The sequence below is a fragment of the Helicobacter apodemus genome, from assembly GCF_003097575.1.
Classification (GTDB): domain Bacteria; phylum Campylobacterota; class Campylobacteria; order Campylobacterales; family Helicobacteraceae; genus Helicobacter_D; species Helicobacter_D apodemus.
This window is the reverse complement of sequence record NZ_CP021886.1, coordinates 827,073-844,009: the sequence shown is the minus strand read 5'-3', so window position 1 is coordinate 844,009 and position 16,937 is coordinate 827,073. Positions and strand designations below refer to the sequence as shown.

The window sequence follows — 16,937 nt, the reverse complement described above, 5'->3', positions numbered from 1 at the left end:
TCATAGAGAGATTGACTTTTAGTTTATAAGCTTGTTAAGATTTTATTTTAGAATGTAATTTATGTTACATTTAGCTTTAGAGTAATTATAGTTAAGAATGCTTGAATTCTTCTTAAAATCTTAGCTGTTTCTATGTTTATAATCTTCGTAATTAAAAGTTTTAAAGAGTTCAAATTCGCCATTTTTATGAATTATTCCAATACTAGGTAAGGGGACACCATTAAAAGTATTGTTTTTAACAATTGTATAATGTATCATATCTTCAAAAATAATTTTATCCCCTATTTTTAATGGCTTTTCAAAACTATAATCCCCAATAATATCCCCTGCAAGACAAGTTGGACCGCCAAAGCGATAACAATAAGGTTTTTCTCCTTTTAATTTGAGATTTTTCCCTTTTTTTACTTGGGCATTGAAACTATTACGAACCATTGGACGATAAGGCATTTCAAGACAATCTGGCATATGTGCTGCTGCACTTATATCTAAAATAGCTATATCAATGCCATTATGGATAATATCTATAACGCTTCCTATTAAGAATCCACTTTCCCAACCAATAGCTTCCCCGGGTTCTAAATAAATTTGTGTTTTAAACTTCTTTTTAAATTTTTTGAGGATTTTAAGGAGTAATTCTACATTATAGTCTTTGCGTGTAATGTGATGACCGCCACCAAAATTAATCCATCGCATTTGGGAGATAAAATCTTTAAAATGCTTGATAAAGTGCTGCAATGTCCGCTCTAGCACATCACTATTTTGCTCACAATGGGTATGAAAATGTAAGCCACTAATGCCGCTTAGACCATATTTTTTAAACCCCTTTTGGAATTCTTTAGGAGTGATTCCTAATCTTGAGCCTTCTACGCAAGGATTATAAATTTTAGGCGTTACTTCACTATATTGGGGATTAACCCGAAGTCCTACTTCAATGATTGGTCGTTTTTTAGTCAATCTTTGGAGGTTTTCTTTGTCAATAAAGGGTTTATAGGTTTGCCATTGCAAAAAAGAATTAAAGATAATATGATGAGAAATTTTAACAAGTTCTTGCATTTCTCTCTCTTTGTATGCTGGAGAAAAAGTTGTAATTTCTTTGCCAAAAGTTTCAAACCCAAGCTTTGCTTCATAAATTCCACTTGCAGTAACTCCACTTAAATATTCTTTAGCTATTCCAAAACTTTTCCAAAGAGCATAGCCTTTAAGTGCTAGGAGAATCTTAGCTCCACTTTGTTGTTGGATAAAGTTTAGAAGCTTTAGGTTTTTTTCAAATTTTTCTTCTTCTAGCACATAACAAGGGCTTGGGATATTTTCAAAGTTTTTTGGGTAATGGTTAGTTTTCATTTAAATTGCCTTGTAAAATACTTTTTGAATTTGTAAATTTTAGCAAATCATAGCTTGTGTAGATATTTTTATCTAGCTGTTTAAGGCATTTTTTAAAAATTTCTAAAGTAATTTTAGAATCTTCTAAGGCTCGGTGTAAAGTATGATGATGGATTCCTAAAAAATCATTAAGGAAACCTAGGGAATATTTTGGGGATTGGAGGGTTTTTTGTGCAAGTTTAATTGTGCAAAGACGCGGATTATAAAGATAGCCAAAATGATTACAATAACAAGCATTGCTAAGAAAATTAAAATCAAAATCGACATTATGGGCTACAAAGATGGAATCTTTTAAAAATAATTTAAAAGATTCTAAAACTTGATGAATCTTTGGGGCGTCTTGAAGCATAGAATTTGTAATACCTGTGATTTCAGTAATTTTTTGTGGGATATTTTGGCAAAAGATAAAGGAATGGAATGTTTCTTTAATCTCCCCATTTTGATAATGAATAGCTCCTATTTCTATGGGTTGGTGGATATAAGGATTATGCCCATTAGTTTCAATATCAACAATGCAAAAACTCTCTTGCAAATAAGGAGTAAGGGTGGTTCTTAGATAAACTTTATTATGAGCAAAAAGCAGAGGAATACCCGATGTTTTAATGATTTCTAGTTCTATTTGAGGTTCTGCTAATAATCCTCCTAATTCGCAAAGCAAGGATGAAAATTCATTTTGGCTTAAAGGACGCTTTTGTAGTTTTCTTAGAAGTTTGTCATAATATTTTGGCATTTCAATCCTAATTTTTAAAAAAATTTAGAATATTAGCTTTTTGAAACTTAAAGTAAAAAAGTGTAAATTTATACAAAATTTGATGAGAGTTTAAAGAATGCAAAAAGATAAAATTATTTTATTTGATTTAGATGGGACATTAATAGATTCTACAAAGGCGATTTATGAGAGTTTTTGCGTAGCCTTTGAAACCCATAAAAAAGAAATACCTGCTAAAGAAATAATAATTGCACAAATAGGTTATCCTCTAGAAGATATTTTTGAAACTTTAGGGATTGATAAAAAAGAAAGTATGCCTTATATTTTAGCTTATAAAGAACACTATAGAAAGATTTGTAAAGCTAAAACTTATCTTTTAAACAATGCTAAAGAAGCTATTTTAGAATCTTATGAGTTTGCTTATTTAGGAATAGTTACAACAAAAACTGCTCAATATTCAAAAGTGCTTTTAGAATATTTTGGGGTCTTAGAATATTTTGAATGTATTATAGGGAGGGAAAATGTTACTAAGCCAAAGCCTGATAGTGAGGGAATATTAAAGGCTTTAGAGCTTATGCCAAAATGCGATAAAGAAAAAGCTGCGATGATAGGGGATACTCCTCTTGATATAATAGCCGCACAAAGGGCTACTATTAACGCTATCGCTGTATTAAGCGGTTATGCTTCTTTGGAGTTATTACAAAGATATACCCACCAAATTTCTACAGATGCCCTAGAAGCCATTAGAAGTCTTAAGACTTTATAAGATTTCAATTTTAGTGAGTTATTTTTACACAATAAAGTATTTTTTGATAAATTATTTAATAATTAAGATTTTCTAATTACAATTTTTGGCAATATAGAGAAATAAAATTTCATTATTAGGAGGTATTATGCTGGAAATTAGATGGCATAGCCGTGCAGGACAAGGTGCGGTAACAGGTGCTAAGGGCTTAGCAGATGTAATTGCAGGCACAGGTAAAGAAGTGCAAGCTTTTGCATTTTATGGTTCGGCAAAAAGAGGTGCAGCAATGACAGCTTATAATCGTATTGATAATAACCGTATCTTAAATCACGAAAAATTTATGAAGCCTGATTATATTCTAGTTATTGATCCGGGCTTAACCTATATCACAGATATTTGTGCTAATGAAAAATCTACTACCAAGTATATAATCACCACGCATTTAAGTAAAGAAGAATTTTTAGAGAGCAAGCCTGAACTTAAAGCTAAGGAAGTTTATATTTTAGATTGTATTAAGCTTTCTTTAGATGCTTTTGGTAAGTCAATTCCTAATGCACCTATGTTGGGTGCATTTCTAAAGGTTTCAAGAGCTTTAGAACTTGATTTTTTCTTAGAATCTTTTAGGAAAGTTTTGGGTAAAAAATTGCCCCAAAAAGTTATTGATGCTAATATGGAAGTTATTAAAAAAGCTTATAATGAAGTAAAATAGGAGTTAATTGTGGAATATAAAGGTTGGAATGAATTTGAAGCAGGATCAGTATTATTCCCTTTTGAAAAAGAGGGGGTTGGTATGGCACAAAAACACGCAAATGATAGAGAATATCGCCCAGATAGCTCCTATAAAGCAAGTGTTGCTCACTGGCGTGTTGAGAAGCCTATATTTAATACAGAGCATTGCATTAATTGTTATTTTTGTTGGGTGTATTGTCCTGATTCTTCTATTTTAGTTAGGGATGAGAAAATGTCTGGTGTAGATTATGTGCATTGTAAGGGCTGTGGAGTATGTGTAGAAGTTTGTCCGACTAATCCAAAATCCCTTTTAATGTTTAATAATTATGAAACTGATGAGGTTGCACTCTCTAAATGGCCAGCAAAAGAATCTAAGAAAAAGGATAAGTAATGGCAGAAGTTTATGAACTGCAAGAAGTAGAAGTATGGGATGGTAATATGGCAGCAAGTCATGCAATGCGTCAAGCACAAATTGATGTTGTTTCTGCTTATCCTATTACTCCATCAACCCCAATTGTGCAAAACTATGCAAGTTTTTTAGCCAATGGTTATATTGATGGGGAATTTATTATGGTGGAATCAGAGCATGCTGCTATGAGTGGCTGTGTGGGAGCAGCAGCTGCTGGAGGTAGGGTAGCAACTGCAACAAGTTCTCAAGGCTTTGCTTTAATGGTGGAAGTGCTTTATCAAGCCGCTGGTATGCGATTGCCTATTGTGTTAAATGTTGTTAATCGTGCATTAGCTAGTCCTTTAAATGTTAATGGCGATCATTCTGATATGTATTTAGGACGTGATGCAGGATGGGTGAATCTTTGCACCTATAATCCTCAAGAAGCTTATGATTTTAACCTTATGGCATTTAAAATTGCCGAGGATTATGATGTGCGATTGCCGGTAATGGTGCATCAAGATGGTTTTATCTGTTCTCATACTGCACAAAGTGTGCGTCCGCTAAAAGATGATGTAGCTTATAAGTTTATTGGAGACTATAAACCTAAAAATGCTATGCTAGATTTAGAAAAACCTGCAACCTATGGTTCGCAAACAGAGGAAGATTGGCATTTTGAACATAAGGCGCAACTCCACAACGCTATTATGCAATCTATGAGTGTTATAGAAAAAGTCTTTAAAGAATTTAAAGCTCTAACAGGTCGAAAATATAATGTTGTCGAACAATATGATTTGAAAGATGCGGAAGTGGTGATTGTAGCTTTAGGAACAACCGTTGAATCTGCTAGAATTGCAGCTAAAGAGGCAAGAAAAAAAGGCATTAAAGCAGGAGTGCTTAGTGTCCGTGTTTTGCGTCCTTTTCCTTATAAGAAATTTGGAGAAGCTTTAAAAAAGGCTAAAGCGGTCGCTTTTTTAGATAGAAGTTTGCCAGCAGGAACTATGGGAATGCTTTTTAATGAGGGAGTAGCAGCCTTGTATCAAATGGATAATAAGCCTATAGTGAGTAATTATATTTATGGGCTTGGTGGTCGGGATTTAACCCAAAACAATTTACAAACAATCTATAAAGAGTTAGATGCTGACGCAAAAGCGGGTAAAATAACCCATAAAAGGCAGCAGTTTATAGGGCTTAGAGGTCCAAAATTGGGATATCATTAAAAGGAGATTGATATGAGTGAAATTAAGAATTTAAAACAATATTCTAGATCAAGTGAACGTTTTGAAGGTGCAAATCTTTTGTGTCCGGGCTGTGCTCATGGAATTATCGTTAGAGAAGTTTTAAATGCAACAGAATATCCGTTGCTTGTAGCAGCTTCTACGGGTTGCTTAGAAGTTAGCACTGCGGTATATCCTCATACTTCTTGGGATGTGCCTTGGATACATATTGGATTTGAAAATAGCTCTACGGCTATTGCAGGGGCTGAAGCTATGTATAAAGCCTTAAAAAGAAAAGATCGTTTATATAGTGATAAAACACCAAAGTTTGTAGCTTTTGGTGGAGATGGCTCTACTTATGATATTGGATTCCAGTTTATCAGTGGTTGCTTTGAGAGGGGGCACGATTTTACTTATGTTTGTTTAGATAATGAAGTATATGCAAATACAGGGGGACAAAGAAGTGGTTCTACACCTCTTGGGGCTTCTACTACTACAACCCCTGCAGGACGTGTTAGTTATGGTAAAAAAGATAGAAAAAAAGATTTACTTTTTATTATGGCGGCACATGGCTCTCCTTATGTTGCGCAGGTGGCTCCTAATAAATGGAAAGATATGAGTAAAAAAATAAAGCAAGCCATTGAAACAGAGGGTCCTACATTTATTAATGCTATGAGTGCTTGCACGACAGAGTGGAGATTCCCCGCTCATCAAACCATTGAGATGAGTGATTTAGCTGTTGATTCTTTGGTGTTTCCTCTATACGAAATAATTAATGGGACAGAGCTAAGAATTACCTATCGTCCTAAAAATAAAGTTCCCGTCCGTGATTACTTAGGAGTTCAAGCGAGATTTAAACATTTATTTAAACCAGAAAATGAATACCTTATTGAAGAATGGCAAAAAAATGTTGATAAGTATTGGGAGTATCTACAAAGACGAGAAGAGGCAAAGGTATAATTTTCATTTTCATTAGTTTTAACCATATATTATTTATTGGGAGTATTGATAATCCACTAAAGTTTTAGATGCATCATTACGCAAAACGATAAAAGTTCTGCAAATAGGAGGGGGTTATTGGTATTTTCCTATAAATGAAAGTTTATTATACTTTTTAGGTAATAAATTCATTGCTTATTGTTGCCTAAAGTTTATTTTATTAATAGTTTGGATTTTGTTGTTTTTGGGAATTTATAGGACTATAATTATAAAAACTTCCAAAGTTTATATGAATGTTATTTGATTTGGTGTTTCTAAAGAGATAAACTTAAGGATTCATTCTATATATTAAAACTTTCAGCATTTTACTAAGATATAGCTATATAAGATGTAGGTTTAAATATATTTTAGTAGGCAGTTGATTTATTTTTTGCTTTCTACTTTGGTAGAAGTAGTGTAATGGTTATTTTAGAAACATTGATGGTATGATTTATATTTCCCTTAGTAATTTATTAGATTAATGAGGTGTTATATAAGTAAGCTTAAAGCCTTTTGAGGACAGAAATCTATTGAAAAATTCGCATTGAAAAGTAAAATTTATCTTGTGTTCTTATATTTATGAATGACTTCATTGGATAAGTGAGATATTTGGGATTTATTTTTATAAAATATTTTAAATTTGTTTATGTTGCAGTAATATAGAAAATATTTAAATTAGATTTGTTAAAAAATTAGAGATATTTATAAAAATTTTATAGACTTAATCGAGTAATGATCTATTAAGAAATAATATTTTTATGATAAAATATATTATATAATAAAAATTATTAAAGGATAATTATGGAATTTACTTTTTCTCAAATTATATTTGCCTTGTTTTTAACGCTTTTAGCAGGATTTTCTACTTCTATTGGGGCTGTTATAGCATTTTTTTCTAAAAAAGATGATTTGAGGATATTGTCTTTTGGACTTGGATTTTCAGCAGGTGTGATGATATATATCTCTTTTATGGAAATATTACCTGAATCTTTGCATCAGTTTTCAGAATTTTATCAGTCTAAATGGGCAGAACTATTTGGTTTGATTTGTTTTTTTGCGGGCATTATCCTAAGTGGTTTGATTGATAGATTTATTCCGCAAGATGTTAATCCACACGAACCTAAGGATTGTTCGGAGGTGAAAATATGTCCTGTTGTGCAAGCTTATGGAAAAAAACCTATTTATTTTGTAGAAAATACCATAAAGATTAATACAAAGGCACTCAAAAGAACAGGTATTTTTACAGCTATAGCGATTGCTATTCACAATTTTCCTGAAGGGTTTGCGACTTTTGTCTCAAGTTTAGATAGCATCTCTCTTGGTATTATGGTAACTATTGCCATAGCTTTGCATAATATTCCAGAGGGAATGGCAGTATCTTTACCTATTTATCACGCTACTGGTGATAAGAAAAAAGCTTTTGTTTATTCCTCCTTATCAGGATTTGCAGAACCTTTAGGAGCTGTTATAGGGGCTATTATAATTTTCCCTTTTATGGGAGGGCTAACTCTAGCTACTACTTTTGCTATTGTCGCTGGAATTATGGTATTTATTTCATTTGATGAGCTTTTGCCTACGGCCAGAACCTATGATAAAGCACACGATAGTCTTTATGGATTAATTGTTGGAATGGCGGTTATGGCACTTAGTTTAAATCTTTTACAATAAGTTAAAGTTTAAGGTATAAACAAAGCCTTTGTGCTTTTCTTGAAAGAAAAGAGTATATTTTGTATTTCATTGCATAAAGTTTATTTTTGTTAATTTTTGTTTTTTCTTCTTGTAGGGCTTTAATCAATACATTAGGAGAGCAAGTCTGCAAGGTTTTTGGGTGAATGTATTGAGGGTAGAGAATATATGCCCCTGCGATTAATTCCTCTAGGTTTAACTTACGATTTCGTCTTGGGTTTGTTTGCTTATCTATGGTAAGCCCCCAACCTGCATAAAAAGGCATTCCATAAGTTACGACTTTTTTACCATAAAGCAAAGCTTCAAACCCGCTAAGTGAAGTAAGAGTATGCACTTCATCTACCACTTCTATAGCAGAAGATAAACTCACATTATCTATGATTTCATCGCAATATTTTAATGCAATTTGTGGTGCAATTTGTCCGATACGATTCCCACTTAACACATCAGGGTGTGGTTTGTAAAGGATATAGCTTTGCGGATTTTCTTTTCTTACTTGCTTAAGCAAGGAAAGATTTGTCTCTCCAGGCGAACCATAAGCAATAGAAGCATCATCTTCAACTTGTCCAGTTACTAAGATAATTATCCTATCTTGAGAAAGATTTAGTGTTTTATGAGAATCAATATTGTATTTACTAATTTTGCTTTTTAAAATCTCTTTTTTTAAAAGTTTTGCTTCCTCAATTAAAGCAGGAGGGAAAGATGTATTTTGTAGGATATGTTCTAATCTACTTGGTTGTGTAGGGTCAAAGTAGATTCCTATATTATCAAAGACAAGCGAAAAGGGACGAGTAAGATCGGAGCCAAGCGAGAGAGAGCGGATAAACCCATCTTCAACACGAATGATTTTCAAGCCATTTTTCTTAGCATAAGATTCTACTTCTTTGAAACTTTTACGCCCCCAAATAAAAATATCACTTGTCAAATCTAATCCTTTTTTCAATGCCACCTCTAGCGGACTAGCCGAAATTGGATTGATAAAAATCAAATTTTGGGGGGAATAATTACGAACAAAAGGCTTAATAAAATTATGTTTCCAATAAGAAAATCCAAAAAAATAAGCCTTATGGCTTGTTTTAACATACAAATGCTTATAACGAATCACCGTATAGATGGTATCTAAAATATCGCTTTTGTGCTGATAAATAGGATTATAGTATTGTGTATAAAGTATATAACTTGCAGCAAAAACCTCTTCTAAACTTAATTTGCGATTCCTCCTTGGGCTAGTTTGCTTATCTATGGTAAGCCCCCAACCTGCATAAAAAGGCATTCCATAACATACACACTCACAACCTACAAACAAGGCTTCAAAGCCCATTTGAGAAGTTTTAGTATAGACTTTGCTAAAATATTTTAGCAAAGAGAGAGGATTAAAATCCTCTGTTATCACCTCACAAAATGGTGGAATCTTATGAGATTCAATATCAGATTGCCGCTTACCACTTAGCACATCTGGGTGAATTTTGAGATAAATTTTAGCATTTGGGTTTTCTAAGGCAGCATCTTCTATCATCTCCTTTGTGCTAAACTTCTCACCATAACCATATAATAAACTAGAATCCTTGTTGGTTTGTGCGATAATTAAAACTCTCTTTTTACAAGGTTTAAAGTAATCTTGTGGAACCTCTTTAAAACAATTATATTTAGAAATATTATGCTTAACAACCAACTCCATTGCCTCTTTAGCGGTATTAATAAGCATAGAATCACTTTTAAAATCATAGGTGTTTAGCAGATTTTCTAATGCACTTGGAGAAGTTGCATCATAATAAATACCCACCTCATCTTGCACTAAAGAAAAGCTAGATGAACCCTTAATCCCCAAATCAAAAGAGCGAATAAATCCATCTTCTAGTAAAATAAATTTGCAATGGTATTTTTGTGCTAAAACTATGGCATTCCAACCCGTTTTTTTGCGTCCCCACCCATAAAACACAGAATCTTTTGTAAGATTAGATTGTCTTGGAAAAATAGGCAAACAATCTCCTAAAAGCTCTTTAGGATAAGCTCTATTGGGCTTTATAAAGTCATAAAAAGCCCATAGATAAATAAAAGTTGGAATCTTTAAATGCCCTATGTGTTGAAACAATGCACTATCACTAAAAAATTCTTTAGGTCTTGTGAGGAGTTTTCTTATCTTACCACCTATAGGCTTTTTTCTAGGTTTTACCCCTTTACCAAGTTGAAAAAACCCACTATAATCCTCTTTCTCATAGCCATAGCAATTCATCAAAGAGAGTATAAAAAGGCGTAAGTCTTTGGTAGGATTGTGTGAATGCCATACACAATTTGCATTTTGGATATCAAAGCAACGCATACTCTCTAACAAAAGGGCTTCATTAGGTTTGCGTCTGAAATAAAAAATATTCATAAGAGGGCGAGAATGCCACCGATGGAGCAATACTAAACCTTTAAAAAAGTAAGGTAGTGAATAAAAGCTAAGATACGCTCTAAAGCCTTTTGCATCACCTAAAAATTGATGCCGCACATCAGTATAATAGTCTTTTGGCTTTTGGGAATGGGGATTAAGGGCTGCAAGTCTATGCAAAAACTCAAAATCCTCTCCCCCATGCCCCAAAAAACCCTCCCTAAATCCCCCTAAACTTTCAAAGTATTCCTTTTTTAAGATAATTGCTGAGCTATTAGCAGAGAGGCTTTCTACCAAATGATTTTCACCCTTTAAAAAACTTATTAGTAATGTAGTAAAATCTCTTGTATTCTCAAAAGCCTTTGTCCCCTCAAAGGTTAAATATAAAAATGGAAGTGAAATAAACCGCTCCTTGCCACTTTCTAGCTTAGATTCTATCTCTTGTGATAATAAAGATTCAAAATCACTAGCATAATCCATATCCACATCATAAAAAAACAAATATTTTTGTGTTGCAAGATTTACCGCTGCATTCCTAGCATACGCAGGAGAAAAAATCCGTGCCTTAGAGGGTGAGTGGAGGATTTTAATATGTGTATAATTGCTTTTTAATAAACAATCTTTACTACAATCCGCAAAAATCACTTCAAAAGTTTCTTTTTCTTTGAACTTTTCTATTAATTCTAAAGCTCTTTTATAAATAAACGAATCAGCATTTTTATAAAAAACGGGAATAATAAGACTTAACAAAGATTGTGCCTTTAAATGCTCTTAAAGATAAAAGGGTAATTATATACTAAATTCATAAATCTAAACCTGCAAGTCTATAAAATTGCGGAATTGATTAATCCCATTTTTAGTGCTTATAATGGTGGATTGCTTCATCATTTCACTAATCTAGGGGGTTAATAACAAACTGCCCTTTGCAGGGCATTCCCTTTTTCTCCCTAAACTCCCTCTTTAACTTACGCACTTCTTTGAAGAATGTGATGTAGGCAAATAAAGGTGCAAATATTCGCCCCCCCCCCCCGCACAGAATTAGCCTTTATTAAAGCTTCCCCTAATTGATAAGAAAGTGTATTTTTTATTTTTAAAGCATCTTTATAATCTCTATAAGATTCTAAGGTAGGAAGTTTTAAACTAGGATTCTTTTTTATCTTTTCTTGGTATTCTTTTTGTTCTTGTTTATGTTTATCTTTGATATAAGATAATACATAAGGCATTCTTATATATCCCCATAGACTTTTAGAGTTTAAAATCATTGCCTCCCCTAGTTTATAGGAGAGGTGGGACTTAATGTGGGAGGAGGCAGAATAGAAAGGCAGCACACTAAATTTCCAACTAGATTCTCCATATAGATTGGAATAAACATATTTTTCATAAATGTTTAAATTAAAGGATAAAATACCATTAACAACTTCTTGTCTTAATGCCCCATTAATCCATATATTTTTCTTTTGGAGATAAAAATCTGCTCCACTTTCTAATCCATCAATACAAACTATTTGTGGAAAGCTTTTATCGGCTTTAAACCCAAGTAAAGTCCTCATTATATAAGCCCTACGATTAGAAAAAACCAAATGAGAACTAAGGATGATTTTAATACATTCCAAAAATGAAGCATAGTCTTCACCAATAATAACCTTATCAATTTCTTTTAAGTCTTTAATAACATTGATAAATTCTTCTCCATATTTTCTAGCCACCGTGGAATCATAGCTTATATTAAGTCCCAATAAATGCTTTTTAGCAAGTGGATGTTGCTCTAATACTTGGTGAGCCATTTCAAAACCATCACTAATAAAATAAATCCTTGCTTTATGAAAGTTTAATTTCAACCTTTGGATAAAATCTTTTAAGGAATGATTCTTGCAATATTCACCATAAAGCCATTGGGAACCTTTCTTATTTTTTAAATTATACCAACCATATTGCTTGTATTTATCTTCTCTTTTAATCCAATCCGTGCTAATAATATCCCCATTAGAATTTATCTTAACAATACCGCTATCACCTATTCTTTGGTGAATGCAAATATTCATAGGAGAATAATCAATAGCATCATAAAAGCCTTTTTTATAAAGATTCTTTTGCAATGTCTGGGTAAATCCATTATCATACAAATCTATCCCAAACTGGTAGGCAAATATTCCATAATCATTGGTATAAAACAAAGTAATAGGGGCTATACATATTATAGAACCTCTAGGGGCTTTAGAAAGTTGCATAATTAGAGATTCCATATCAAGCAAAACATTATTAACTTCAATGATAAAAACTTCATTTTCGCTAAAATGCATAAAATTAATATCTTTTAAAAATTTTTCATAGAATCTATTCCTCCAAAAATAGGGAAACAACTTTATGCAATTACTAATATCATCATAACAAGCAACTTTTGAAGTAATACCTTTAAATTCAAGCCCTAAAATCTGTGGAACAACAGATGATATACTGGCATTGGTAATAATATCCCCAAATCCTGAATTTACAATACAAGCGACATATCCACTAATAGCTTTTTGTTCTAAAATTATTTGAATTTTTCCTAAATAGCTAAAAAGCTCTTTATATTGCATCATTACTCCTTTATCTAGCTAACTTTACGCTTTGACAAAGTTCTGAATGGATTAATGCCAAAATACTTTCTGCAAAATCTTCCCCGCTATTAAGACATTTTGCTACACGATAGTCTTTAATACCCAAGGCTTGAGATTCTCTTTTATATTGGATAGAGAGTTCAAAATCTGTTTCGGAGTTATCAATACTAAAGGCAATAGGATAAATAAGGAGTTTTTCATTTTGATAATTTTTAAGAATATCTTGCAAATTTGGTTCTAGCCATTTTATAGGACCTATTTTAGATTGATAAGCTATGCTAATACTTTTAAAATGTAACGCCATTGTTTCTAACATAGGTTTTAGGGTTTCTACATTAGCAATAATTTCTTTTTGATAAGGATCACCTTTGTCAATATTTCTTTGGGGCAGAGAATGTGCGGAAAATATCAAATGAAACTCTCTGCAATCATCACCTCCTAAAGCCTGACAAATACGATTAATCACAGCTTGATTATACATTTTATCGGAATAATAATTCCTCACAAAACATAATTTTGGATGATAATCAAGCTCCTTTAAGGCTTTTATAAAATCATCATAAGAACTCTGCGTTGTAGTATAACTAAAATGCGGATAGAGGCTAAAAAGTATAATCTCCTCTATAGCCTTTGCTTTTAGCTCTTTAACAACATCCTTAGCAAAAGGTGGGGTATAACGCATAGCATAAGTATAAAAATAACTTGAATCTAGTTGGCTTAAAGTCTCACAAAGGGCAAAAGTATGCTCTACAAGAGGAGATTTACCTCCAATTGCTTGGTAATTACTCTGTGCTTCCTCAAGCCTTTTATGCGTAATAAAACTTGCAAGAAGGCTGCGAAAAAAGCTACTTTTAATCGATAAAATATAGGGGTCATTAAACATATTTTGCAAAAATGTTTTGACTTCTAAAAGATTATTAGGACCCCCCATATTTAGGAGAACAACTGCTTTTTTATGCTGCATTAGTTTCCTTTTTTATATTAATCATCCCACAAAAATTACTCCCTTTATAAACTTCAATACGAAAAATCTTTTTATCCTTATCTAAGGAATAATTGCCATCAATCCAATCAAGTTTAATCTCCATATTATCCTCACTTACTACTCCCTTTTTTGCATAACCAATCACATTGACCCTTATTCCCTCTCTACCTTCTACTAAAAACTGCTCTTTAGCTTCTAATATTGCCCCAAACTTCACAGCTTGTAATGCTTGCTTATCTAAGGAAATATTCATATCTTTAATATCGCATTCCATAGCAAAGTAATCAGGTTTTAACAAAGTAAGCTTTTGATGCCCAACAAAAACTTCATAGCCTTGTTTGCTTTGATAAATCTTGCCTAATGGATGAGTGAATATAAAGTTATTCTCTCCTTTTTTTAAAGGCATAAAATTTATAACATTTCTAATATTCTCAAGCTCTAAAGTAATATTTTCATTAATACTTAATTTTCCATATTCTTTAATTTTTTTACCAACTTCCTCTAAATTCATTTCAAAGCCCCGCTCATATTTAATCCCCATAATATCCATTAAAACCTCAATAGAGCTTAGTTGATAAAAAGTCTTTAAAGCTAGCTTTTTAATATTCTTGCTAGTTTCAATAGCAATAGCAGGTTTTAGATTAGTAACCGCAAAAAAGGTTAAAGAATTTTGCTGTTCTTCATCATTAAAACGCGTTTGTGTATTACGAACTCCAAAGGTATGAAAATCATAATGCAAATTTTGATTAAGCTTCATCTCAATTTGCTTAGTAATATTATCCAAATCACCAAATAGCACATCACCTAAACTTTTTTGATCAATAACATAAGTCTGCCCCCAAGCCTTAGGATTAAAAATAGAATTTTCCCATTTCTCTCTATAAAATCCATGCCCATCGTGAAGATTAACAACAAAATTCACTTTAGGATCTTTAATAATCTCTTTAATTCTAACAACATTATCAAAGTCTGGATCTTTGGGGCTAATATGTGCAAATTTACGATTCATATCTTTATAAATGCCTCGTTTAAATGCCATTATGCTATCAGGATTAAGATTAGGCACAATCCAAACATTACCCTTTTTAATCGTATAATATTGTGCTAAAATCGCTGGAGCAAAATACCCTCCGGGTTCATCGCCGTGAATCCCACCAATTACAAGTAAAGTATGCCCTTCTTCTTCGCCATTTAGAGTATAGAGCGAAAAAGGAGGGTTTTTTGCTAACAACACACCCCCTAAAACCATTACCCACAAAAAAATACTAATAACTCGCATTTATTTATCCTTTAAAATCCACTCCGCCATCTCTAAGATACGATTGGAATAACCCCATTCATTATCATACCAAGCCATAATCTTTGCCATATTTCCTTCTAATACAAAAGTTAAATCACTGGCGATGATACTACTTAGAGGATTATTAATAAAATCTTGAGAAACGCCATAAGATTTATCAACACCTAAAATACCCTTTAAAACAGAGCAAGAAGACTTTTCAAAAAGTTGATTAATCGCTTCTTTAGTCGTATCTTTTTTCAAATTAATATTTAAATCAATCATCGAAACATCTGGGATTGGAACCCTTACACTATGCCCGTGAAGCTTGCCTCTCATTTGTGGCAAAACTAGATGTAATGCCTTAGCAGCTCCTGTAGTTGTAGGTATGATATTAACCGCTGCTGCTCTAGATCGTCGTAAATCGTTTTTCTTATGAACGCAGTCTATGAGGTTTTGATCATTAGTATAACTATGAATCGTAGTTAAAATTCCTTTTTCTACACCAAACTCCCTATCAAGAAGCATTACAATAGGTGCTAAAGCATTAGTCGTGCAACTAGCATTAGAGATTATAGATTCTCCTTTATAAAGATGATGATTAACCCCCAAAACAAAAGTAGGGGTATCATCTTTAGCAGGAGCAGAAAAAATAACTTTCTTAGCCCCTTTTTGTAAATAGCATTCCACAAAATCTCTCTGCAAAAACAACCCACTACATTCAAGGATAACATCCGCACCTTTAATATCAATTTCAGAGGGATTATTCTTTGCGCTAAAGGGGACTTTATAGCCATTAAATTCAAAGATATTATGTTCTGTTTGTTTAGCTTTTATGCTTTGATTATGGATAGAATCGTGTTCTAAAAGATAACTTAACACTTCACAATTTGCTAAATCATTAATGCCAACTATTTCAAATCTATCAGAGCTATTGCATAAAACAACACGAGCTATACAGCGTCCGATTCTACCAAATCCATTGATAAAGATTTTTATCTTCCCCATTTGATTTTTCCCTTAAGCATTTCTACAAATTCCAAATTAAACAAATATTCTAACATACAAAACCTTACATCTTTTACCCCTTTATGGAATTTTACTAAAAAATACGCTACAATATTGACCTTATTAAACTCCATATTTTAAGGATGAATAATGTCTTTATATAATAGAAATTCTATTAAAAGCGATTATAATTCACAATATGTGGAAAATAATCTTGCACAAAACGATGTTGCTTTAATTAGTTTTGTTAAACAAACTTATCAGCTTTTTGCCGCTTCCCTTTTAGCTGCAACAGTTGGTGCTTATGTTGGAATTAGCAGTCTTGGTAATATTGTATCCCAATACTATATTGGATTTGTTATTTTAGAATTTGCACTACTTTTTGGATTATTTTTTACCAAAGCAAAACCCGGTATCAACCTTGCTATGCTTTTTGGCTTTACTTTCGTTACAGGCTTAACATTAACCCCTATTTTAAGTAGAATCCTAGGAATGCCAGGTGGTGCTTCTATTGTTGCTCAAGCTTTTTTATTAACTACCGCTATTTTTGGCATAATGAGTATTTTTGCACTCCGCACTACCAAAGATTTAGCCAATATGGGGAAAATGCTCTTTATTGCACTTATTGTTGTTGTAATTGGTTCTTTAATTAATTTATTTTTAGGTAGTCCAATCTTACAAGTTATCATTGCAGGGGTTGGAGCAATTCTTTTTAGCTTATTTATAGCCTATGATACACAAAACATTCTAAGAGGTCTTTATGATAGCCCTGTAATGGCCGCAGTTAGTTTATATTTAGATTTTTTAAACCTCTTTGTTTCTTTATTACAAATTCTTGGAATCTTCAACTCAAGAGAATAAA

The 16,937-nt window shown here is 32.5% G+C and carries 14 protein-coding genes; 7 read left to right on the top strand and 7 right to left on the bottom strand.

Going from position 1 to position 16,937, the window contains the following annotated elements; translation table 11 throughout:
- Positions 1-120 precede the first annotated feature (120 nt).
- Positions 121-1,341: a carboxynorspermidine decarboxylase gene (gene nspC, locus CDV25_RS04025; RefSeq protein WP_108910880.1), complete on the bottom strand. Its 1,221-nt coding sequence runs from the start codon at positions 1,339-1,341 to the stop codon at positions 121-123.
- On the bottom strand, positions 1,331-2,110 hold the full coding sequence (locus tag CDV25_RS04020) for a 3'-5' exonuclease (protein ID WP_108910879.1): 780 nt from the start codon (positions 2,108-2,110) through the stop codon (positions 1,331-1,333). The genes nspC and CDV25_RS04020 overlap by 11 nt, the downstream gene beginning before the upstream one ends.
- 97 nt (positions 2,111-2,207) lie before the next feature.
- Between CDV25_RS04020 and CDV25_RS04015 the strand changes: the two genes are divergently transcribed.
- The 6 genes from CDV25_RS04015 (at position 2,208) to zupT (ending at position 7,814) form a co-directional block, all read left to right on the top strand.
- Complete coding sequence (locus CDV25_RS04015; protein WP_108910878.1) at positions 2,208-2,855, top strand: HAD family hydrolase; 648 nt, start codon at positions 2,208-2,210, stop codon at positions 2,853-2,855.
- Positions 2,856-2,982: 127 nt separating this feature from the next.
- Positions 2,983-3,543: a pyruvate flavodoxin oxidoreductase subunit gamma gene (locus CDV25_RS04010; RefSeq protein WP_034554215.1), complete on the top strand. Its 561-nt coding sequence runs from the start codon at positions 2,983-2,985 to the stop codon at positions 3,541-3,543.
- A 9-nt stretch (positions 3,544-3,552) separates the two neighbouring features.
- A complete protein-coding gene (locus CDV25_RS04005) occupies positions 3,553-3,954 on the top strand; it encodes a 4Fe-4S dicluster-binding protein (protein ID WP_034554214.1) in 402 nt (133 codons plus the stop codon).
- Positions 3,954-5,171: a 2-oxoacid:ferredoxin oxidoreductase subunit alpha gene (locus tag CDV25_RS04000; protein WP_108910877.1), complete on the top strand. Its 1,218-nt coding sequence runs from the start codon at positions 3,954-3,956 to the stop codon at positions 5,169-5,171. The genes CDV25_RS04005 and CDV25_RS04000 overlap by 1 nt, the downstream gene beginning before the upstream one ends.
- A gap of 12 nt (positions 5,172-5,183) precedes the next feature.
- Positions 5,184-6,128: a thiamine pyrophosphate-dependent enzyme gene (locus CDV25_RS03995; RefSeq protein ID WP_108910876.1), complete on the top strand. Its 945-nt coding sequence runs from the start codon at positions 5,184-5,186 to the stop codon at positions 6,126-6,128.
- Positions 6,129-6,947: 819 nt separating this feature from the next.
- Positions 6,948-7,814: a zinc transporter ZupT gene (gene zupT, locus CDV25_RS03990; RefSeq protein WP_108910875.1), complete on the top strand. Its 867-nt coding sequence runs from the start codon at positions 6,948-6,950 to the stop codon at positions 7,812-7,814.
- A gap of 1 nt (position 7,815) precedes the next feature.
- Here zupT and CDV25_RS03985 read toward each other — a convergent pair whose 3' ends face one another.
- The 5 genes from CDV25_RS03985 to gap form a co-directional block, all read right to left on the bottom strand.
- Positions 7,816-10,953: a capsular polysaccharide export protein, LipB/KpsS family gene (locus CDV25_RS03985; RefSeq protein WP_108910874.1), complete on the bottom strand. Its 3,138-nt coding sequence runs from the start codon at positions 10,951-10,953 to the stop codon at positions 7,816-7,818.
- 215 nt (positions 10,954-11,168) lie between these two features.
- A complete protein-coding gene (locus CDV25_RS10505; protein ID WP_239056419.1) occupies positions 11,169-12,782 on the bottom strand; it encodes a DUF8374 domain-containing protein in 1,614 nt (537 codons plus the stop codon).
- 10 nt (positions 12,783-12,792) lie between these two features.
- Complete coding sequence (gene hemH / locus CDV25_RS03975) at positions 12,793-13,767, bottom strand: ferrochelatase (protein WP_108910873.1); 975 nt, start codon at positions 13,765-13,767, stop codon at positions 12,793-12,795.
- A complete protein-coding gene (locus CDV25_RS03970; RefSeq protein ID WP_108910872.1) occupies positions 13,757-15,067 on the bottom strand; it encodes a M99 family carboxypeptidase catalytic domain-containing protein in 1,311 nt (436 codons plus the stop codon). The genes hemH and CDV25_RS03970 overlap by 11 nt, the downstream gene beginning before the upstream one ends.
- On the bottom strand, positions 15,068-16,075 hold the full coding sequence (gene gap / locus CDV25_RS03965) for a type I glyceraldehyde-3-phosphate dehydrogenase (protein ID WP_108910871.1): 1,008 nt from the start codon (positions 16,073-16,075) through the stop codon (positions 15,068-15,070).
- 150 nt (positions 16,076-16,225) lie between these two features.
- Here gap and CDV25_RS03960 point away from each other — a divergent pair, with 150 nt between their 5' ends.
- Positions 16,226-16,936, top strand: coding sequence for a Bax inhibitor-1/YccA family protein (locus CDV25_RS03960; protein ID WP_034553973.1), 711 nt, complete (start codon positions 16,226-16,228; stop codon positions 16,934-16,936).
- The last annotated feature ends 1 nt before the right edge of the window (position 16,937 follow it).